This window comes from Mesorhizobium sp. WSM1293 (assembly GCF_000513875.1).
In the GTDB taxonomy this organism is placed as follows: domain Bacteria; phylum Pseudomonadota; class Alphaproteobacteria; order Rhizobiales; family Rhizobiaceae; genus Mesorhizobium; species Mesorhizobium ciceri.
This window is the reverse complement of record NZ_AZUV01000001.1, coordinates 762,667-781,487: the sequence shown is the minus strand read 5'-3', so window position 1 is coordinate 781,487 and position 18,821 is coordinate 762,667. Positions and strand designations below refer to the sequence as shown.

The following is an 18,821-nucleotide window of genomic DNA, read 5'->3' as shown; positions in this document are numbered from 1 at the left end:
TCCCCTTGCGGACGGCGTCGGCACGCTTGCGCCTACTGAACCACAGGAGACGAACCATGAAACCGATTCTCGAATCCATCAGCGCCGCGACGAGCGGTCTTGCACTCAGAGCCTCTGCAGTCGTCGAGCGCCGCCGCATGCTGCGCCAAGTTTCACGCTTCTCGAACCATCGCTTGCACGACATCGGATTCGAGCGCGACTGGGACGGCTCCATCCTGCGCAATGGGAGGTCGATATGACCAGCACCCTGATCATCGGCGCGACGGGGCTGCTGGGCAGCGAGATGGCGAAGGCCAGCGCCCGCAATGGCGATCGCCTGCACGTTCTGGTTCGTCCGGCAACAGCCGGCGATGAAGAGCGGCTGCATTCGCTGAAGGAGCTCGGCGCCAAAATCCACGTCGGCGATCTCGACGACTATGACAGCCTTGTCCGCGCCGCCAGTGCGGTGGACCGCGTCATCAGCTCGGTGCATGTGCATTCGGCCAGCGAGATGACGCTGGTGCGGGCGCTGAGGGATGCCGGCGTTTCCCGCTATGTGCCTTCCGCCGGCTTCGGCCTCGACTTCGCCGCCGCCGCCCCGGGCTCGATCCCGCCGCTCGATCTCAAGCGAGGCGTGTTCGACGCGATCAGGCAAGCCGATCTGCCCTACACGGTGATCTACACCAACGGCTTCTTTTCGACCTGGGTGGCGACGCTGGGCGATCTGATGCGCTTTGGCTCGTCGCCCTTGCCGCCCGATGAGGTGACACTTTATGGCGACGGCAATGTGCCGGCGACGTTTGTCAGCGAGAAGGACATCGCCGCCGTCACCTTGCGCGCGCTGAACGATCCCAAGGCCAACCGCAGCGAGATCCGCATCGCCCGAAACAAGATCACCCAGAACGAAATGATCGATCTGTGGCGCCGGGTGAGCGGCCGCTCGCCGCGCATCGTGCCTCAGAGTGCGGCGGAGCTTGAGGCGATGATCGCGTCAGCCCCCTGGCTTGGACTGCTGCGGGCATTCTGGATACGCGGCGAGACCGCGCTCGAGACGGCCACGCCGGAAGCCGGGGTGCTGTATCCGGAGCTGGCTTTCGAGACCATCGAGAGCGCCTTTGTTGCGATGGCGGACGCCGCTGGGCGGTAGGAACAGGAGCGCGGCGCTGAAGCTGACGTCGTCGGCGCGGCCGATGAATCCGGCTCGCGGCGTGAGCCGCCCGAGAAGGGCTGGCCTCACCCGTGCGGGCCTGTATCATGGTCATGTGAATTCCTAGGAGGAGGCTTGTGCATGCGGCTGAATCGGAATCTCTGTCAGTGGAGGGTTTGGGTCTTCATCGCCGCAATGGCGCTTTGGCCGCACGCGGCGCCGGCCGATAGCCTCACGCCCGAGCGCATCACTGCTGCCCTGTCGAAGCTCGAAGCGCTTGCCGAAGCCGCCGTCGCGGACGGTGCCGTACCCGGGCTCGCCATCGGCGTCGTGCGCGATGACGAGGTGATCTTCCTCAAGGGTTTTGGGCATCGCGAGGCCGGCAAGCCTGAGACCGTCGACGCCGACACGGTGTTCCAGATCGCCTCCCTTTCCAAGCCGGTTTCCGCCACCGTCGTAGCGGCGTTGGTTAGCGACAGGATCGTGTCCTGGGATTCGAAGATCGCCGATCTCGATCCGGCCTTCAGGTTGGCCGATCCTTATCCGGCAAGCCAGCTCACCGTCCGTGACCTGTTTTCGCATCGCAGCGGGCTTCCAGGCACCGCCGGAGACGACCTCGAGGACATTGGCTACGACCGCGTCGAGATCCTGCATCGCCTGCGGTTCGTGCCGCCATCGTCGAGCTTTCGGGCCGGGTATTCTTACAGCAATTTCGGATTGACAGAGGGTGCCGTGGCAGCCGCGACACCGACGGGAAAGCCCTGGGAGCAGGTCGCCGAGGAGAAGCTCTACCGTCCGCTGGGCATGGCCTCCACGAGTTCCCGCCATTCGGACTTCGTCAAGCGAACCAACCGCGCCGCGCTTCACGTCAAGGTCGATGGCGCCTGGGCAGCGAGGATAGAGCGCGATCCGGATGCGCAGGCGCCCGCCGGCGGCGTCAGCTCTACGGCACGTGATCTCTCGCAATGGGTGCGCCTCATCCTCCACAACGGCGTTTATGCCGGCAAGACACTGATTGCCGCCGATGCGCTAAGCCAGACGCATGTTCCGCTGATAGCGCGCGGCAACAACCCCGTCTCCGGCGGCGCATCGTTCTACGGCCTCGGCTGGAATGTCGAATTCGGCCGACACGGCCTGAGCTGGGGCCACGCCGGCGCTTTCAGCGTCGGCGCGCGTACCCTGGTGACAGTCTTCCCAAAGGAAAAGCTGGGCATAGTCATCGTCGCCAACGCCTTTCCGACTGGCCTGCCGGAGGGATTGTCCGACAGCTTCGCCGATCTCGTCTTCGACGGTAAGGTCGAGAAGGACTGGGTCAAGGCGTGGAATGATATCTATGCGGGCCTGTTCGGTCCGGCGGTCGCGGCTGCCAAGGCCGCCTATGCCGCGCCGCCGTCTCCGTCACGGCGAGCCGGGCCGGGCAGTGTCTATGCTGGCCGGTACGCCAACGACTTCATCGGCGACGCGATTGTGTCGAAAGCGGGAGACGACCTTGTACTCAAGGTAGGCCCGGCCGCCGGCCGGTCCTATTCATTGAGGCATTTCGACGGTGATCTTTTCCTGACCTTCCCCGACGCGGAGACGCCGGACAGCCCCTCGGGTGTAAGTTTCGTGGTCGGCGCTGACGGCAAGGCGTCGGCCATGACTGTAGGTTTTCTCGACGACAATCATCTCGGCACGCTGCAACGTGTGGGGGACTGACTTCCAAATCGACCGGTCCCGCCGGGAGTCAGGATGCCGGGCCGTATCGGAGCAGTTTGAAGCAATCGCCGTTGCCCGATTTCGTCTGTGCCAGCGAGGGCTTCGATCTGTCGATCCATTCCTGATGTGACCTCGCGTCGGCTTCGATCGCCTCGACCGGTGCAAGACTGACAAAGCTGCGTCCGTGGCTGAGAAGCCAGCACGCACGGCCGAGAAATCGCCTGCTGCGCTGGCGCAAGAGGTCGGCATCGTAGAAGATGTCGAGCACCTCGTGCTTGATCTTGCGCTCGGTTTCAGGATTGGCGATCGCAACCTCGATCGGCTCGCCGCCGATCGCATCCTGCAGGTCCTTGTAGTCGAGGGTGAGTTGGGTGATGGCATATTTGATCTCGCTCTCGTCGCGCACGATGTCGAACCATAGCGTCGGATCGAGCTCGTTGACGACGAACGACGACTCGAAATCGCGCGACAGGTTGAGGATGTCGAAGTCCCGGATGTCGACGTCGCGCTCAACCAGCAGGATTTCGCGGATCTGCTTGCCAAGCTCCGCTCCCTGCGCGCCGATGGCGGCGTTGGTTCCACCAAGTTCGGGACTAACGTAGGCCCCGCCGTCATCCAGCAGCGCGTCGAATTCGCCAAGTGACTCGACGAGGGGAGCGCCGCGAGCGATGCGCGCCGCCAGCTTGGCCAGAACCTGCTGGAGATCCGTTTCGCGTCTGCGCTGGTCCTGGTAATTCTGCTGGAAAAAGAAGATGAACAGCGACACGCCGATGCCGATCAGGATCACGCCCAACTGCGAGAAGATGTTACGGTAGTATTCCAGCAGCTTTTCGCGATGACGCACGTCGTCGCGCACACTGTGGGCGACGCGCAGATTGACGATCAGCGACAGGATGAGCAGCCCAGTACCGACGAGGATGAGGCCGCCGATGAGCAGGTAACCATGGCCTGTGCTGAAGTCCATTCGTTTTCCCTGAAGCCCAGACTGCGCAGAATAGTGCCATTTTGGCTAAATACCTACGGATTTGCAGGCGGTGGATTTGATGGCGGCGACCACCCCAGAAGGTTGACCCGCCTGGCCATCCGGCCGATAGCTCCGCCAGAAACTGCCCCGAGAACCCTGATGACTTCAGACACGAACCTCCACGATGCACGCTCCGCCGATCCTGACACCGCCTGGCAGGCGGACGTCCGCGCCGGGGTGCGCCACGTCCGCGACCTTGACCGCCTCCCGCTGTCGTCAGCCGAGCGCGCAGCCGCCCAGGCCGCGGCGGCGAACCACAAGGTGCGCGCGCCCAAAGCCTATCTCGACCTGATCGACTGGAACGACCCGGCTGATCCGATCCGGGCGCAGGTCATCCCGTCTCCGCAAGAACTTGAGGAAGCGGAAGGCGAACTCGACGATCCGATCGCCGACCATGACTTCAGCCCGGTGCCGCGCTTGACGCATCGCCATGCCGACCGGGTGCTGTTGTTCCCGACCTACCAATGCGCGGTCTATTGCCGGTTCTGCTTCCGCAAGGAATCGCTGACCTCGATCGGCAGGGGTTATACGCGCGAGGCGCTGGAGCCGGCGCTGGCCTATATCGCGGATCACCCCGAAATCCGCGAGGTGATCCTGACCGGCGGCGATCCGCTGTCGCTGCCCGACAAGGCGCTGGCCGAAATCCGCGCGCGCATCGAAGCGATCGCGCATGTGCGGCTGCTGCGCATCCACACGCGCGTTCCGGTGGCGCTGCCGTCGCGCATCACGCCGGGGCTGGTTGCGGCCCTGCAGGGCCGGCTGATGGTCACCATCGTCACCCATTTCAACCACGCGCGGGAAATCACTCAGGCCACGGAAACCGCCTGCCGCACGCTGCGGCAAGCCGGCTTCGTGCTGCTCAACCAGAGCGTTCTGCTCAAAGGCGTCAACGACAGCGTCGAGGCGCTGGAGGAGCTCTGCCGCGAGCTGATGTATCGCCTCGGCGTCAAACCCTATTACCTGCACCATGGCGACCTCGCGCGCGGCATGGCGCACCGGCGCACGACGATTGCGCAGGGGCAGGCGCTGGCTGAAGCGCTGCGCGCGCGGCTGTCGGGCATCTGCAACCCCGTCTATGTGCTCGACCTGCCGGAAGGCGGCGGCAAGGTGCCGATCGGGCCTTGCCATGTCGAGGGACGGGACGGCGAGAACTGGCGGCTGCGCGGGCTGGATGGCGAGGTGAGGGCGTATACGGAGATCGTTGGCGAATAGGACTGCGCGCTAACCCCTGTCTTTCTCGACAAACGCCAGCACCACCACGCGCGGGGCAACGCAGTAGGCGAGCCTGGCCTTGCGGCCTGTCTTCGTCGTCGCGTGGCCTGCGTTCAGGTCGACGGTGATGTCCTCATAGCCCAGCACCTCGCGATCGAGCGGATAGACGGCCTTGTAGACGGCTTCCTTGGCGGCAAAGAGGATGCGGCCGGCAAGATGCCGGTCGGCTGCGTCCGTCCGGTCCGCAAATGTTGTCACGAGTGCCAAAATGTCGTCCGGGAGAGGCTGCGCGGGCTCGACGTCGATGCCGAGCGAGGCAATATCGCCAATCGGTGCAACCGCCGCTACCGCCATGTCGTCGTCGTGCGCGAGCGAACCCATTATTCCCTCGGGCCAGACAGGCGCGCCGGACGGCGTGCGCAGGATGGCGGCGTCGCCGACGCCAAGCTCCGCCAGCAGTCCGTGCGCGATCCACCGGGCCGCGCCGCTGGCGCGCCGCATGCCAGGCTGGCGCGCGGGGATGGAATGCGCTTCCCCAGGCAGCAGATGGGCTTCATCGCCTTCGCGGATCCGGCGGCATCCGATCCGGACACCGCTCGGCGCGATCGCGGCCATAGCCTCCAGCAGGGTCGTTTCCTCCGATGAATTCGCAGCGGGCGGCGTCAACGATCGACCATCGGCAGGACGGCGATCATTTCTCCGTCCTCGTCGATGCCTTGTTCCACGAAGCCGGCGCCGCGATAGAGGTGGCGCGCGGCCTCGTTCTCGGGCTCGTAGCAGATCGAAACCTCCCTGATATGGTCGAGATTACCGATCTCGTCGAGCAAGGCGCGCAATGCGGCCTTGCCATAGCCTTTGCCCTGGTGGGCGCGGTCGATCATGAAGCGGTAGACCAGCGCCTCGTTGTCCGACGCATCGTACATCAGGAAACCGACGACACGGGTCCCGGCCATGATGGCGCGCGGCCGCGCGTCTTCGTCGGTTTCGGCTTCTTCGAGGGACTCCGAATTGCTGGCGACGAAATCCCTCTGCTCCGGAGCCAGTTCCAGGGCCGCGACCAGGGCGCGGTTGGCCCTGGTCACGGCAACGAGACGGATGTCCTCGGTGTTCAAGCCGATGCCTTGGCCGAGGACTCGGTGATCGGCTCGACGAAGCGATGCAGCTTGGCCGGGTTGCCGCGCCAGATCGAGTTGGGCTCCAGCTCTTCGCCCTTCATGACGAAGGAGTCGACATCGACCACCGAGCCTTCGCCCATGACGACGCCGTAGTGGACAAAGGCGGAGGGTCCGAGCGTGCAGCCCTTGCCGATGCGGATGAAGTCGGACTTGAAGGCGCCTTCCTCCAGCGAATGGGCCTGGATGACGCAGCCCTCGTTGAGGGTGGCGTCGTCGCCGATCTCCACCAGCGAGCGTTCGGTCAGATTGCTGCCGCCGTCATAGACACGGCTGCCGATCCTGACGCCCAGCATGCGCAGGATCATCGGCCGGAACGGCGTGCCGGCGAACAGCCGCACGATCGGCGAGTCCGCCAGCTTCCAGTGGCGTTCATGGCGCCAGAACGCCACGTCATAGATCGTCGTCATCTGCGGCTTCAGCCTGCCGAAACCGAGGCTTGCCCGTTCCACGAAGATGTAGAAGGGAATGGTGATCGCCGAGGTCAGCAGCACGGCGACGAACAGTGCGACTTCAGCCCATTCGGTATAGTAGTTCAGCGCCCGGTCCCAGATCGCCAGCGTGGCGAACAGCATGACCCATTGCGTTGCCACGAACAGCAGGATCGTCACCAGGTTGTGGCGGTTCTTCAACGGGATGCGCCGGCGCCGGTCGTCCTCGTCGATGCCGGCGATGAGTTCCTTGTCGCGGTTCACCATGCGCGGGATTTCAAAGGCAGGCGAACCCAGAAGCCCGACATTCTCGCGCAGCGGCCCGTCGATGGGGATCATCACCTTGGTGCCGAGCAGGACGTTGTCGCCGGTGCGGCCGTCCGGCGGATAGTAGATGTTGTTGCCGAGATAATTGCGCTCGCCGATTCTCGTCGGCTCGAGCCTGAAGGCGGCGGCGGATTTGTGCATGTTGATCATGAACAGCCCGTCCGACACCATGGTCTCGGTGCCGATCTCGCACAGAAGCGGGTTTTCGTGCTGCTGGTTGGAGCCGAAATTGGAGCCGGTCTGCACCACCTTGTTGAGGTTCCAGCCGATCGCTCGCATGTAGTGCACGATGGCCGAGCTGTCGCCGGCCAGCAGGCCGAGCACGCGGGAATTGCTGGAGAATTCAGCGACGGTCTGCAGCCAGTAGCGGAAGCCGTACAGTGTGTAGGTGCGGCCTGGTTTCAACAGCAGGCTGACCAGGCGCGGCACCAGCGTCGCCGCCAGGAAGGATGCGGCCATGTAGCCGAACAGCGTCACCGTGGTGCCGATCGCGACGACGCCGATGGTTTCCTGGTAGTCGTCGCCGACATTTTCCCAATAGCTGTGGAACAGGAGCGGCAAGGGGGTGACGATGGCAAACAGGCCGATCAGCTGAACCGCTTCGAACAGGAAGCGCCGGATGTTGGACGGATCGACATTGCGCACCTTGCAATAGTCGGCCGTGGTCGGCACGGCCGGCGACCCATGCCAGCGTTCGCCGTCGGGGATGCTTTGGCCGCGGTGCAGCGAGGACGAATGGCCGAGCTGGGCGCCGTCGCCGATCCTGGTGTCGATGTCGAGCGTCGAGCCGACGCCGACAAAGGCATCGCGGCCAATGGTCAGCGGCCCGGTGTGGATATAGCCGGACTGGGCCCGGAAACCGAGGATCATCGATTCCTTGCGCAGGATGGTGTTGGCGCCGATCGAGATGAGATCGGTGCAGACGGGCACGGATTTCGATTCGATGACGGCGTTCTTGCCGAGCCTGGTGCCGAGAAGCTGCAGGTAGATGCTGTAGAGCGGGCTGCCGCGGAACAGCACGACGGGCGCGGTGCGGATCAACGTCTTGACCACCCAGAAGCGGAAGTAACGCACGCCCCAGATGGGAAACGCCTCCGCCTTCCAGCGGCCGACGAGCACCCATTTGGCGAGGACGGCAAAGCCCGACATGCCGAAGAACACGGCGGCCGAAAGCGCCACGCACCTGATGTACAGCTGCAGCGGATCGTCGAGCGCGTCATACATCCAGTTGAGGCCGCCGTTGATCGCCCACAGGGCGCCATAACTGTAGAGCCCGTAGAACATCAGCTGTGCGGCGCCGCAGGTCCAATAGGCAAGATTCGAAGCCCGCCGCGTGAGGACGGGCTCGTTGGTGGCCGTCGTCATCTCGTCCGCTACGCCCAGATGCAGCGCCAGCCGCGCCACGGTCGGGTGGAGGTAGATGTCGCGCATCGACGCCGTCGCCCATTCCTTCCTGGTGCGCACACGGGCGCAGAAATGCGCCATCAGCAGCGAGTTGGCGCCGAGATCGTCGAAGAAATTGTCCTCGACGGACACTTCGTCGAATTTCAGCACCGCGGCCAGCGCGTCGGCCAGGAAACGCTCGTCGTCATTGGCGGGCGCGACCATGGCGCGATCGCCCGAAAGCCGTACGCTTGTCGGCTTCGGCAGCTGGCGCAAATCCACCTTGTTGGAAACGGTCATCGGGATCGCCGGCAGCTCCTCGAGATAGGAGGGCACCATGTAGTCCGGCAGCCGCCGCTTCATCGTCCTGGCGAGGTCCGCGCGCGAGATCGCCGTCTGGCCGGCCTTCGCTGCGAAATAGGCGACGAGTTCGACGCGGCCGGGCTCGATCTCCCAGGTGGTGACGGCGGCTTGAGCGATCTCGGGCTGGTCGAGCAGCACCGCCTCGATCTCGCCGAGCTCGATGCGGTAGCCGCGGATCTTCACCTGGGTGTCGATGCGGCCGTTATACTCGATCTCGCTTTGGTCGTTGATGCGGCCAAGGTCGCCGGTGCGGTAGATGCGCTTGGACGGGTTGTTCGGCAGGCCGACGAAATCGGCGATGAATTTCTGTTCGGTCAGGTCGGGCCTGTTGAGATAGCCGACCGCGAGCCCGATGCCGGCAATGCCGATCTCGCCCAGTTCGCCCGGCTCGGCAAGCTGCGGCAGCGAAGCGTCGAGGATGACGATCGAGTAGGTCGGCAGCGGCGCGCCGATGGTGACGGGACTGTCCGGCGTCAGCGCGCCCATGGTGGCGGTGACGGTCGCCTCGGTCGGGCCATAGGTGTTCAGGATCTGCCGCCCCGGCTTCGACCAGCGCACCACCAGATTGTGCGGACAGGCCTCGCCGCCGACCAGCAGCGTGCGCAGGCTGGGCACATCCGATGTCATCGACGACAGCAGCGTCGGGCTGCAGGCGATGCAGGTGATGTCATGGAGCCGCAGGAAATCGGCGAGTTCCTCGCCCACCAGCGGCATCTGGCCAGGAGCGGGCACCACGGTCGCGCCGGCGACGAACGGCACCCAGATCTCTTCGGAGGAAAAGTCGAAGGCGATCGTCATGCCCTGGTAGACGCGGTCGCCCGGCCGGTAGCCGTAGGAGGCGGCGGCGACGCGGATGAAATTGACGAAACTCTGGTGCTTGATGACGACGCCCTTGGGCTTGCCGGTGGTGCCCGACGTGTAGAGGATGTAGCAGGTGTCGTCCGCTGAAGCGGCCTTCGCATGCGGCTGCAGCGGCGCGTCGGGCTGTTTGGTGATTTCGGCAGCAGTGCTGTCGATCAGCAGATGCGGGACCGGCAGTTGACCGGCCCGCGACGCATAGGCGGCGATGGTGACGATCAGGCTGACGCCGGCGTCTTCGATGATGAGCGCCATCCGCTCCTCGGGAAAGGCGGTCGCCAGCGGCACGAAGGCAGCGCCCGCCTTCATCACGGCGAGCAGCGCGACATAGGTCTCCGCCGAGCGGTCGAGGATGAGCCCGATGCGGTCGCCCGGCTTCACGCCGCGCTTGACCAGCAGGCGGGCGAACTGGTTGGCCCGGCTGTCCAGTTCACGATAGGTCCAGACACGCCCATCGGAGATCACCGCCGGCAGCGCTGCGAACGTTTCGGCGAGCTGTTCGAAGACGGTGTCGAGCCGCTCGCCGGGCAAGCCTTGGCGGGCAAAGTCGGCGCCCGTCAGGATTTGCCCGCGCCTGGCTGTCGCGGGAGCCGTTCTTACCAGCGCAGCGACACCTGCCGGGCCGCTTTCCAGCCCCGATCGTTCCGCGTCCAGTTCGGCGATATCGACACCGTGATCCATTTCCATACTTTCCCGTCCAGGCCGGGCATTGCCCGGCACGGCCATTTTTCCAGTTGTTGTGGGATGCTTATGCCATCCGATCTTTTCGGCAGTTTTTCCGAACTGTTGAATATTGTTTCTGAACTGTGTCTGGGCGGGGTTTTGAGCCTCCCTTGGCGGCTGCGCCCGGCGGCAACGCCGGCGCGCGCGCCGGCGTTTTTCTGGAACCAGCCTTGAGGCCCCGCATTCTATGAGCAGGGACTGAAGGAGCGTGTCGTGAAAGCGGTTTTGGGACTGGTCTGCGGCTTCGTGCTGACCCTTGCGGTCTTCGGCAGCGGACTGGGCTTCGCCGCCTGGCTGCTTGCCGCAAAGCCGCCACGCCAGGCAACGGCCACCGTCAGCGTGGCGGAGCTGTGGACCAAGAAGGCGCGGCCGGTGAACAAAGCCGGGCAGGGCCTCGAACGCCTGCCGGCCGCCCAGCCGGCGCCGCCCGACATCCCCGCCAAACCGCAGGAAACACCCCCCGACCCGACGGTCACCGGCGCCATCGCGCCCAAGGCGGCGGAATTGCCGTCTCCGCATCTCGCCTGGTGCGCCAGCCGCTATCGCTCCTACCATCCGGACGACAACAGCTATCTTTCCTACAGCGGGCAGCTGCGCCCCTGCATCTCGCCCTATCTCGAAGCCGCCGGTCAGGCCGGCCAGCCGGCTGCCGGCGACGGCGGGGAAAACGGCGCTGGCCTTGGCGTCTACCTTGCCGACGATGACGGCGAAGCGCTTTCGGCCGACCATGTCGATTCCTGCTTCAGCCGTTACCGCTCCTACCGCCCGGAAGAGAACTCCTACCAGCCCTATTCCGGCGGCCCGAGACGGCAATGCCAGTAGAGCCCGCGCGCCGCCGGCATGGCGATCCGATCGCGCGGATTTTCCGGAGCGTCCGCATTGGCGCGACGTTCAACCCTGACCCGAAGGAGGACTGACCATGAGCGACGACCGGGACGACAGAATTCGTGAGCGCGCCTACCAGATCTGGGAACGGGAAGGCCGCATGCAGGGCGACCCCGAGCGGCACTGGCACCAGGCCGAGGCCGAGATCGACCGCGAGGGAGCCCTGCCGCTGACGGCGGGCGACGCGCTGCCTGAAACCGGCGAGATCGCCAGCTCCGACGTGCTGGAGGTCGAGGCGCTGGCGGTGCGCACCGGCATCTCCGGCGACGAGGCACAGGAACTGCTCGACCGCTTGGGCAACGACCGCGCCGCGGTCGAGCAAGCCGCGCGCAGCCTCAAGGCCAAAGGGCGGCGAAACCCCGATGAGGGACTGGCGAAATAGTCGCAGGACGAAAAATGCCGGCTAGGCTGCGACGGCTGATCGGCACGAAAAGCCCGCGCCTCTGGCGGAGGACGCGGGCCGATCGGAGGGCCGATCTTCGGCCGGCGATGGAGGGCACCACCTGCCGCATCCACTAACAATTAGCTTTGGCTAATGTTCCGTCAAGTTGGATCTGAATTTACTGCGTTGGAATGTCCCCTCCGCCGCAATTGCGCCGCTGGCCTTGGTGGCCGCCGGCAGGCAGCTTGCGTCGATGGATAGGAATTTTTTCTTGACGGGGTGAGGGCAGCTATGCTACATTTGTGCCTATGGTGCTGATTTGCGCCAGCGACCCGCCGCCCAGGCGGGTTTTTGCGTTTTGGCCGGCGCTCGCCGAATTTCGACGTTGCCAGAAAGCGCCGACGCCAAAGCTGCCAATCTCCCCACTTGTGGGGGAGATGGCCGGCAGACCAGAGGGGGGCGCCGTAGAGTGCCGCCTTCGAACGGGTGGATCATTTGGATCGGAACGGCGTTGAGCCCTGACACAACCGGGGAATGAGCATGGCGACAAGGCGCAGGCGCTGGTCGGCAGGCCGGGCCGCCCGGCAAGCGGAAACCTTGATCAGGGCCAATCCTAGCCAGGGAGAGCGAGATGATCCGAAAACTCAAGGACGGCAAATACCGGCTGTATTCGCGCAAGAAGGACGACAAGACCGGCAAGCGGCGCAACCTCGGAACGTTCGACACGCGCGAGGCGGCGGAGAAGCACGAGAAGGAGGTGCAGTATTTCAAGCGGCATTGAGAGGGGGCCTCTGGCTGTCGCGATGGTGACCCGCCAAACGCCAATGCGGCCGGCGCTGAATACAGCCGTCACCCGCAAGATGTCTACGCCACGCGTGGTTGAGCTGGCCTGACCACGGTGGCAAGGACGATGCCGGCGACGATGAAGGCCGCGCCGACCAGGTCGTAATCGTGCAAGCCTTCGCCGAGCAGCAGATAGGCGAGCACGGCCACGAACACCGTCTGCAGGTAGAGCAGCATGCTTGCCCGGCTAGCACCCAGCGTTTGCACGCTTTTGTTGTAGAGGTAGTACATCAGGGCGCCGCCGGGACCTGCCAGATAGGCGAGCGCGAGAAGGCTGTGGACGTTCATGGCGGAGCGTTCGTCGTTGAACAATTCCCACAAATGGAAAGGCAAGGCGACCAGCGCACCGGCGCCGAGCAGCAGCACGACCATCGGCAGGAGCTCGATGCCGAATTTGGCACGGCGCAAAAGCACGGTGTAGAGGCCCCAGCAGAACGCGCTGCCGACGATCCACAGCTCGCCGGCGTTGAGCTTGAGCTGCAGCAGCGCCGTCAAATTGCCGTGGGCAACGATGAAAATCATCCCGGCAAGCGCAACCAGCGCGCCAAGCGACTTCCACAGCCCGAGCGGCTCGCCAAGCACGAAACGGGCGAGCACCATCGTCATGACAGGCGACAGCGCCATGATGATGCCGGCCGTGGTGGCGTCGGTGTGGTTGAGGCCATGGTAGATCATGCCCTGGCACAGCGTGAGGCCGATCGCCCCCACGGCGACGACCTCCACGGCGCGCGTTCGCAACAGCCCGATCATCGCCTCGTGATGACGGTGCACGATCGGCAGCAGGATGGCGCAGGCAAGCGTCAGCCGCCAGAAGCAGAGCCCCCAGGGCGGCATTTCAGGCGCCACCCATTTGGCCGCGATGTAGACACCGGCCGAAAGCAGCCAGCACAGGACGGCGGCCGGATAGCCGGCCAGGGAGGATATGGGGCGCACGGGTTGCGCGGCTTGATGCGCTATCGGCATTGCCTGCATGCCATGTCCCCTTCGATGATTTCGGCCAGACGGGGGAATATAGCCTGTGTCGTTGGGGCGTGCATGCGTTTTGAAGGGGTGGGGAATCCGAGCTCGGCGGCCTATGTCCTCGATGGAGTAACGATGTCAGTCCGCCTTGTCGCCGGAAGGCATTGCGGAAACGTCCATCCACATCGCGCCCACGGCATGGCCATCGGGATCAGCGAGGTCGCGGGTATACATGAACCCATGATCTTCGATTGGATTGATGTCGGCGGTGCCACCGTTCGCGGCGGCAGCCGTGGCCATCGCATCGACCGCCTCGCGGCTGTCGAGCGACAGCGCCAGCATGACCTCGCTGGACGTTGATGGCGGGATGGGGCGCGTGGTCATTGTCCGCCATTTTTCACGGCTGAGCAGCATGAAATTGATGTTTTCGCTCCACACCATCCCCGCGGCCGCCTCGCTGGTAAAGCTAGGATTGTTCTTGAACCCGAGCGATTCATAGAACGCCTTGGATGCCTTCACGTCGGTCACCGGCAGGCTCACGAAAATCTTCTTGCTCATCGATTGTTCCTTTGGTTGTCGAGGTGCCAGCGAGTGGCGCCTGCTTTAAGACGGTTGACTGCGCGTAGATCCGACACCGCATCTCAAGTTTTTTTTATCACCGGCGCAGTGGCGCCGAGGCACGCGTTTGCGTTGGTATCGGGTGTCCGCTTTTCGCGAGTGCCACTGGGCCGCGGTGGAGATCGAGAGGGAAGCCACACTGACGGCTGATGACGCACTGCCGGAAACCAGCGAGATCGCCAGTTCCGACATTCTGGAGGTCGAAGCGCTGGCGGCCGGCCTATCGGGCGACGAGGCGCAGGCGCTGGTCGACGGCCGGGCGGTTACCGAGTGGGCGATGGAGCAGGCAGCGCGGGACCTCAAGGCCAGGCGAACCAGGGAGAGCGAGGTGATCCGGAAACCGAGAGGCGGAAAAAGCAGCGGAATTTGGGGGACGTTCGCTATCCGCGAGAAGAAGCATAGTGCGAGGTGCAGTCGACCGCGCCCTATGGGTTAAGCTGCATAAGGCAGGGGTTAGCTTTCAGCAGTCGCGTTGCAGTTCGCGGTCAATAACGGCCAAGGTCTCCCGGACGCAAGATCAGGGTGGCGCGGCTCGGCTTCCGGCAGTCCGTATTCATCTCTGACCATGTCGATCTGACGCAACAGCTGTGCAGCCACGTCCGAAGTGCCGCCATCGGTGGTCATCGAGAGCAAGCTGCGGCGCAATTCGACTGCAGGGATCGGCACCACGCTGTAAGCACCCTCCCATGACTCCGAAGGCACATGCTCGGTGATGGCCTTCTCAATTGTTCGCCGACCGAGAAAAGACCGCTTGTGGTCAATTTCGAGCCTAGCTAGCAACAACAGTCCTCCTTCACCAGGGTTCTCGGCAACTACACTAGCGAGCAATGCGGAGCCACGAGACGTTGGGCTACCCGTCAGCAAGTTGTATGTATGGTCCCTTAGCTCAGGGTGCACGACAATCAGGTTGGCTAGTTCTCTCGCTAGAGACCAACCGCCCTCACCGTTGAAAACGCCATTACCGGCTAAGTCAATAAGACGATGTGCAGATGACAGAGAACCGAGTCGCGTGGCGGTCGTCAGCCAGTGACGGTCCTTATAGAAATCCGGATCATCTTCTGCGAGTTTGAATAACAACTCTTCGCTTTCGTGCGACGGAGCAGAAACAATAGCTTCAACCATTTCCGACAAGAAGTGTGGCCCACGTTGGGCGGGATGCATGCCGCGCAAAATGGCGATCGCTTCTGCGGGTCGGTCCACGAAGGGCAACAAGCGCAACCATGCTTTTAGTTCGTAGCCCCCACCCTCTGTGAGTATCCACGCTTCTGCCTTCGCCGCGTCCAAGGTCTCAGCAATTCCATTGGCCACCACTCTAATGTCGATTTCTTTGCCGGAAAGGACAAGGCCAAGGAGCAAGTCGGCACGTACTCGCCTCGGCGCGAGCGCGATGAGTTTCTGGATGATACCATCGCGCCGTCCGTGCGGCAGCGGTGAGGCGACTATACCAAGTTCGACGGCGAGCATTTTCTGCTGGCGCGTGGCGTCTTCCGCAATCAGCGGTTCGATTGCAGCGAATATAGCTTCTGCTTCCACCGAAGTCTCATCAGGGTCGATGGTACGGCCCGCTCGTCTCTCCTTTACACGCGAGAAGTCGACACCACCAAGAAAGCGCTTTTCTTTCGGTGGTTCATTCCCAGTTCTCCATTGAACGGCAAGCACCTGTGCGGCAAGCGCGCCGAAATGCTCGTCCGCGAGATACCCATGCATCATGGCGGCTGTCTCTGGCGTTTTGATTGCCAGGAAAGCGCGCTGATATTCATGTGTCATTGGCCAGCGGGCTTCGTCCACCGCTTCGCTCCGCCGCCATCTAACGGCCTCCGCTTCCTTCCGGAATGCTCTGTAGCGCTCGATATTGTCGTCAAGCAACCGCTTCAGAAGGGGCAGCAGACTGACCGACGGCACATGGCCCGCAAGTGTCGCGATGCTGCGCTTTTGTCTGCGTTTGGCGTTGTCGGAAGCAAGCAGTCGGTTGCCCCAGTCTTCGACCAAGCCTTGTATGATTAGAATGGATTCTGCGTGGAATGGTCTCCCGCGGTCGGATTCACCGCTTGGATGGCGGGAGAGGAGGTTGGCAAACAGTTCTATTCGTTCGTTGTCTGCCTGCGACGCACGCGTCAGGATGGCGGCAACTAGGCTTGAGCCCGGCATATGCGCGATCCGGGTTTCGAGTCCTCGGTAGAGCTCGCCCGCTGCATTGTCGTATCTGCCATCTGCGCGTAGGAGAGATTCCACGTCGAGTAGGGCGTCAACCAGGTAACCGGCGCCCGCCGGCCCAAGTACCGACGCCGCTGCTTCCGCGCGATCGTCGTGGCGGACTGGATTGGCGAGCGCCAATTGAGCAAGAGTATTGTCCTCCAGAACGAGTCCGGCTGATGCCAGAATATCGTCCGCGCCGTAGAACAATGTGCGGCCCGCCCACACACGAGCAAGAAGACCGTCAGCAACCGCTCGCGGATAGCGATTGCGTACCTCATAGATAAGTTGCTCTTTGGCATCTCGCCGTTGCTCGATTTTCATCGTGCTGATGATATGGGTCAACTCAGCGCTGTGGTCCTCAGTGCCTCGCGCGTACACAATCGCACGCAACCGATCTGCGTCCGACACTTCTTCCGTCTTCTGCCGCTCTTCTGCCGCCGCAAGTCGCTTCCCAACCTCTTCGTCTCTAACCTCATCGATAAGGCCTTTGCTCACGATCAGGTCGAAAGTCTCGTCACCCGCTTCTCGCAATACTTCGACTACATGGCGGTCCGCGCGCCGAAATGACATCGCATTGATGACTGAGGCTTGCACCTCAGGATCAGAGTCATTCTTAGCAATCGTGGCTGCAAGATCGAGGCCATCTAAGCCGCTGTGCGACGCTATTTCATGCAGCAGCACCGATCGCACCTTCGGGGACAACGCCCGAATCTTCTTCTCGGCGTCATTTCCAAGGACTGACGGTCTGAATCGTCTGCAATTGCGTAGAGCCTGGAGACTGATTTGCTCGTCTTCGTCGGTAATAACTGGCCAGATCGCATTGAGGAATTCTGGGCGGCCCGATGTGAGCATAAAGCGAAAGGCGCGATCAACTTTGCCGGGCGCATGCCAGCGCTCCACCAGTGTTTCAATGGTTGCCGCGATCTGCGCCCATACTTCTTCTGTGGAACGGAAAATCATCTCCGCGGCGAGGAGAGGATCGACCTCATATGCTGCAATAATCGCCTTGCCACATGCAGCCCGCTGACACATGCCGCCGCGCGCCAAGCGCTCGACTGCGAAAAGAATGGCCTCCTCCCACATGGGCAGATTGAAAACTTCCGCCTTCAGCACCTGGCATGCTTCGACCTCGGCGATTATCCGACGCTCGACCGAATGAGAGGCGTACCACTCCTGAAACTGCTGGTGCTGGAACGAATAGCCGGGCATATCGCCCGCGCGCATTAATACGTGACTACTGACGAGCACATTGAGCACGGCTTCCGGCTGCGGCTTGATAGTGATCTGTCCGTTGTCAGCGAGTAGCGTTTCTGTCTCGAAGATCGATCGCCGCGCGTTAGTTTCGGTGATGGACGTATTCCCCGTGCGCGTGGCCAAGACGGCGAGACCGTCGAGATAGTCGTGCTGGAACCCATGCACCGCAGCGTGCAGCGCTTCCGCTCGGCTGACTTCCTTTTCATGCGCCAACACAAAGTGCCGTAGAACTTCTTCCTTGGTCGTCGGGAACGGTCCGCCTTCAGGGAGCGATAACAGCGCCGCCAGGTAGAGGGGCACTGTCACAAGCTCGCGCAGGCCCGTCGTGCGCCACGCCTGATCCACCATCTTCACGCCTGCGTCGCCGCGTATTATGGCCGCGATCTGAATCTGCTGGCCTTCGTTGAGCGGTAGGAGATCGACACGTGCTCCTTCGAAAGGAATGTCCAGTGCTTGCCTGCGTGTAGATACCACTAGGCCGAGCTCGGGTAATTCTGCCTTCAGCCTAGCGACCTGGACGCGTGTGCGGGTTCGCGCTTGTGCGTCCAGCTCATTCCAGCCGTCGAGCAGCAGAATGACGCCGGGCTGGCCAGCGGCCTTGCGGAAATCATTCTCCGAGATTCCATAGAACGCTGGGCGTTTCAGAATCGAATCCAGAAGGGTCGCGCCCTCCGTCGCCCAATCGGCTAGTGGCAGGACTATGGGTGTGCCGTTGCCGCTAGCCAGCACGCCTTCGGCAATCTGGAAGAGCGTTGTAGTCTTGCCCATACCTGGGCCTGCGACGAGGATCAAATCATCCAGAGATACTACCGCCCCGGCAAGCGCACTGGTGGTCACTGGCTCTTCAAATCCGTCTACCTTCAACATGAGAGCAACGGCGGTGGGCGGCCACTTTACAGTTCGCCTGAAGACCTCCAGATCGCCTTCTGCAGCGGCTCGAACACGCTGCGCCAACTGCACGTCTTCCGCGATTGTTGGCCCACGATGCACATCATTGCGCAGCACGCGTCGCCACGATTCGATTTCCGCCTGCCTCTTCCATTCGCGCAGCCGCTCGACCGTGAATTCCGGGTCGGTCGAGTCGATAGCCTTGCCGTGATCACGGCACATCCAGATGCCGTTCTTCGCGGAGGAGCGCTCCTCCGGCAACATCTTCTCGTTATAGCGAGGACCACCAGGGGCGGCCGCGCAAATGTGTGCCGCCGTTCCGATGTTAATTTCACCTTCACCATCAGATGTTGCGCCGACCGTCGGTGCACGGCACGTCGGAAACGAGCACTGCCAGCCCGCGCGCTTTGCGATCTGAAGCTTTGTCTTTTCGCTGAAGTCGTCTCTATTCTTGCTGGCCATCGAGCGACAGTACTTT

At 63.1% G+C, this 18,821-nt stretch carries 16 protein-coding genes; 9 read left to right on the top strand and 7 right to left on the bottom strand.

The features are described 5' to 3' along the window. The first annotated feature begins 56 nt into the window (after positions 1-56). The 3 genes from M729_RS0103885 to M729_RS0103875 all read left to right on the top strand — a co-directional run bounded on the left by M729_RS0103885 (position 57) and on the right by M729_RS0103875 (position 2,824). Positions 57-239 (top strand): DUF1127 domain-containing protein, encoded by a 183-nt coding sequence (locus M729_RS0103885; RefSeq protein ID WP_013530655.1) that lies wholly within the window; start codon positions 57-59, stop codon positions 237-239. Continuing rightward, positions 236-1,126: an NmrA family NAD(P)-binding protein gene (locus M729_RS0103880; protein WP_027160808.1), complete on the top strand. Its 891-nt coding sequence runs from the start codon at positions 236-238 to the stop codon at positions 1,124-1,126. Before M729_RS0103885 ends, M729_RS0103880 begins: the two co-directional genes overlap by 4 nt. 141 nt (positions 1,127-1,267) lie before the next feature. Continuing rightward, positions 1,268-2,824, top strand: coding sequence for a serine hydrolase (locus M729_RS0103875; RefSeq protein WP_027160807.1), 1,557 nt, complete (start codon positions 1,268-1,270; stop codon positions 2,822-2,824). 28 nt (positions 2,825-2,852) lie between these two features. On the opposite strand, the gene M729_RS0103870 is transcribed toward M729_RS0103875, so the two are convergent. Further along, on the bottom strand, positions 2,853-3,788 hold the full coding sequence (locus M729_RS0103870) for a hypothetical protein (protein WP_027160806.1): 936 nt from the start codon (positions 3,786-3,788) through the stop codon (positions 2,853-2,855). 159 nt (positions 3,789-3,947) lie between these two features. Here M729_RS0103870 and M729_RS0103865 point away from each other — a divergent pair, with 159 nt between their 5' ends. Continuing rightward, positions 3,948-5,060, top strand: coding sequence for a KamA family radical SAM protein (locus tag M729_RS0103865; RefSeq protein ID WP_027160805.1), 1,113 nt, complete (start codon positions 3,948-3,950; stop codon positions 5,058-5,060). Between the two features lie 9 nt (positions 5,061-5,069). Here M729_RS0103865 and M729_RS0103860 read toward each other — a convergent pair whose 3' ends face one another. From M729_RS0103860 to M729_RS0103850, 3 genes are read right to left on the bottom strand one after another with little or no spacing between them, the layout of a single operon-like run. After that, entirely contained in the window at positions 5,070-5,675 is a 606-nt protein-coding gene (locus tag M729_RS0103860; protein ID WP_050596193.1) for a 4'-phosphopantetheinyl transferase superfamily protein, read from the bottom strand. Positions 5,676-5,722: 47 nt separating this feature from the next. Next, positions 5,723-6,172, bottom strand: coding sequence for a GNAT family N-acetyltransferase (locus tag M729_RS0103855; RefSeq protein ID WP_198032076.1), 450 nt, complete (start codon positions 6,170-6,172; stop codon positions 5,723-5,725). Then, complete coding sequence (locus tag M729_RS0103850) at positions 6,169-10,281, bottom strand: Pls/PosA family non-ribosomal peptide synthetase (RefSeq protein WP_027160802.1); 4,113 nt, start codon at positions 10,279-10,281, stop codon at positions 6,169-6,171. Before M729_RS0103850 ends, M729_RS0103855 begins: the two co-directional genes overlap by 4 nt. Before the next feature lie 63 nt (positions 10,282-10,344). On the opposite strand from M729_RS0103850, the gene M729_RS1000000138265 reads away from it, so the two are divergent. The 4 genes from M729_RS1000000138265 to M729_RS1000000138260 all read left to right on the top strand — a co-directional run bounded on the left by M729_RS1000000138265 (position 10,345) and on the right by M729_RS1000000138260 (position 12,365). Next, on the top strand, positions 10,345-10,491 hold the full coding sequence (locus M729_RS1000000138265; protein WP_156949267.1) for a hypothetical protein: 147 nt from the start codon (positions 10,345-10,347) through the stop codon (positions 10,489-10,491). A 39-nt stretch (positions 10,492-10,530) separates the two neighbouring features. Next, entirely contained in the window at positions 10,531-11,139 is a 609-nt protein-coding gene (locus M729_RS0103845) for a BA14K family protein (RefSeq protein WP_027160801.1), read from the top strand. A 97-nt stretch (positions 11,140-11,236) separates the two neighbouring features. Continuing rightward, the gene (locus tag M729_RS0103840; protein ID WP_027160800.1) at positions 11,237-11,584 is read left to right on the top strand and encodes a DUF2934 domain-containing protein; all 348 of its coding nucleotides are present in this window, start codon (positions 11,237-11,239) and stop codon (positions 11,582-11,584) included. 631 nt (positions 11,585-12,215) lie between these two features. Continuing rightward, complete coding sequence (locus M729_RS1000000138260; RefSeq protein WP_086081318.1) at positions 12,216-12,365, top strand: hypothetical protein; 150 nt, start codon at positions 12,216-12,218, stop codon at positions 12,363-12,365. Between the two features lie 83 nt (positions 12,366-12,448). Here the strand turns inward: M729_RS1000000138260 and M729_RS0103830 are convergent, their stop codons facing one another. Both M729_RS0103830 and M729_RS0103825 read right to left on the bottom strand, forming a co-directional pair. Beyond that, positions 12,449-13,399 (bottom strand): EamA family transporter, encoded by a 951-nt coding sequence (locus tag M729_RS0103830; RefSeq protein WP_027160799.1) that lies wholly within the window; start codon positions 13,397-13,399, stop codon positions 12,449-12,451. Between the two features lie 126 nt (positions 13,400-13,525). Further along, entirely contained in the window at positions 13,526-13,945 is a 420-nt protein-coding gene (locus M729_RS0103825; RefSeq protein ID WP_027160798.1) for a VOC family protein, read from the bottom strand. A 142-nt stretch (positions 13,946-14,087) separates the two neighbouring features. On the opposite strand from M729_RS0103825, the gene M729_RS1000000139830 reads away from it, so the two are divergent. After that, entirely contained in the window at positions 14,088-14,441 is a 354-nt protein-coding gene (locus M729_RS1000000139830) for a hypothetical protein (protein ID WP_050596171.1), read from the top strand. A 17-nt stretch (positions 14,442-14,458) separates the two neighbouring features. On the opposite strand, the gene M729_RS0103815 is transcribed toward M729_RS1000000139830, so the two are convergent. Next, positions 14,459-18,805: a hypothetical protein gene (locus M729_RS0103815; protein ID WP_027160797.1), complete on the bottom strand. Its 4,347-nt coding sequence runs from the start codon at positions 18,803-18,805 to the stop codon at positions 14,459-14,461. Between the last annotated feature and the right edge of the window lie 16 nt (positions 18,806-18,821).

Excerpts from the sequence above, each read along its gene's own strand:
- M729_RS0103885 (WP_013530655.1), top strand. The coding sequence starts at position 57 with ATGAAACCGATTCTCGAATCCATCAGCGCCGCGACGAGCGGTCTTGCA.
- M729_RS0103880 (WP_027160808.1), top strand. The coding sequence starts at position 236 with ATGACCAGCACCCTGATCATCGGCGCGACGGGGCTGCTGGGCAGCGAG.
- M729_RS0103875 (WP_027160807.1), top strand. The coding sequence starts at position 1,268 with ATGCGGCTGAATCGGAATCTCTGTCAGTGGAGGGTTTGGGTCTTCATC.
- M729_RS0103870 (WP_027160806.1), bottom strand. The coding sequence starts at position 3,788 with ATGGACTTCAGCACAGGCCATGGTTACCTGCTCATCGGCGGCCTCATC.
- M729_RS0103865 (WP_027160805.1), top strand. The coding sequence starts at position 3,948 with ATGACTTCAGACACGAACCTCCACGATGCACGCTCCGCCGATCCTGAC.
- M729_RS0103860 (WP_050596193.1), bottom strand. The coding sequence starts at position 5,675 with ATGGCCGCGATCGCGCCGAGCGGTGTCCGGATCGGATGCCGCCGGATC.
- M729_RS0103850 (WP_027160802.1), bottom strand. The coding sequence starts at position 10,281 with ATGGAAATGGATCACGGTGTCGATATCGCCGAACTGGACGCGGAACGA.
- M729_RS1000000138265 (WP_156949267.1), top strand. The coding sequence starts at position 10,345 with ATGCCATCCGATCTTTTCGGCAGTTTTTCCGAACTGTTGAATATTGTT.
- M729_RS0103840 (WP_027160800.1), top strand. The coding sequence starts at position 11,237 with ATGAGCGACGACCGGGACGACAGAATTCGTGAGCGCGCCTACCAGATC.
- M729_RS1000000138260 (WP_086081318.1), top strand. The coding sequence starts at position 12,216 with ATGATCCGAAAACTCAAGGACGGCAAATACCGGCTGTATTCGCGCAAG.
- M729_RS0103830 (WP_027160799.1), bottom strand. The coding sequence starts at position 13,399 with ATGCAGGCAATGCCGATAGCGCATCAAGCCGCGCAACCCGTGCGCCCC.
- M729_RS0103825 (WP_027160798.1), bottom strand. The coding sequence starts at position 13,945 with ATGAGCAAGAAGATTTTCGTGAGCCTGCCGGTGACCGACGTGAAGGCA.
- M729_RS0103815 (WP_027160797.1), bottom strand. The coding sequence starts at position 18,805 with ATGGCCAGCAAGAATAGAGACGACTTCAGCGAAAAGACAAAGCTTCAG.